The 994-nt window shown below is 46.9% G+C and carries 2 protein-coding genes; one reads left to right on the top strand and one right to left on the bottom strand.

Annotated features, from left to right (window positions below; translation table 11 throughout):
• The coding region (gene dcd / locus A3762_RS15860; RefSeq protein ID WP_068756575.1) for a dCTP deaminase at positions 1 to 380 on the top strand (380 nt) is incomplete at its 5' end.
• Between the two features lie 82 nt (positions 381 to 462).
• On the opposite strand, the gene A3762_RS15855 is transcribed toward dcd, so the two are convergent.
• A partial coding sequence (locus A3762_RS15855; protein ID WP_197469299.1) for a PLP-dependent transferase occupies positions 463 to 994 on the bottom strand: 532 nt, incomplete at its 5' end.

Here is a 994-nt window from a genome sequence, read left to right as displayed (position 1 = left end):
CGGTAGATCCGAAGAATTTCGATGAAACGAGCTTTGTTGATATCGATAGCGACGTTTGTATTATCCCTCCGAACTCTTTTGCATTAGCGCGTACCGTGGAATATTTTCGTATTCCAAGAAGCGTGCTGACTGTTTGTCTTGGCAAATCAACGTACGCGCGTTGTGGCATTATCGTAAATGTCACGCCTTTGGAGCCAGAATGGGAAGGGCATGTAACGCTTGAGTTTTCGAACACTACGAATTTGCCTGCAAAAATTTATGCAAACGAAGGCGTTGCACAAATGTTGTTCTTTGAGTCGGACGAAGTGTGTGAGACTAGCTATCGTGATCGCGGTGGTAAGTATCAAGGCCAGACTGGGGTGACCTTGCCGAAAACCTAAGTCAAATGAGAGCTCAGATTCAAAAAAGGGAGTGTAATAACGCTCCCTTTTCGTTTCTAAAGTTTGGTATTAAGCAATCGAGTTATGCTTGCTCGAGCGCCTGATCTATATCGGCGATAATATCGTCAATATGTTCTATCCCTACAGAAATTCGTACTAGATCTTCACTCACTCCTGCCGCAGCTAGTTCTTCTGCATCAAGTTGACGGTGAGTCGTTGAAGCTGGATGACAAGCAAGAGATTTCGCATCGCCAATATTTACGAGGCGAAGAATCATCTGCAAGGCATCGATAAATCGTGTACCGGCTTCTTTGCCTCCTTTGATGCCAAAGCTGAGTATGCCTGAGGCGCGTCCGCCACATAAGGTTTTACAGTTTTCATAGTAAGGACTGGTCGGCAAACCTGCATAGTTAACCCAAGTTACTTTGGGATGGCTTGCAAGATGTTCAGCCACACGCTCGGCATTGTTGCAGTGACGTTCCATACGAAGGCCTAAGGTCTCCAAGCCCTGGAGAATCAAGAAGGCATTATGCGGCGATAATGCGGCACCGGTATTACGAAGAGGAACGACGCGACAGCGGCCAATAAAGGCAGCAGGACCCATTGCCTCGGTA

The organism is Oleiphilus sp. HI0125 (assembly GCF_001635355.1).
Note: the sequence above shows the minus strand (reverse complement) of the source record. Positions and strands in the feature narration are given on the sequence as shown.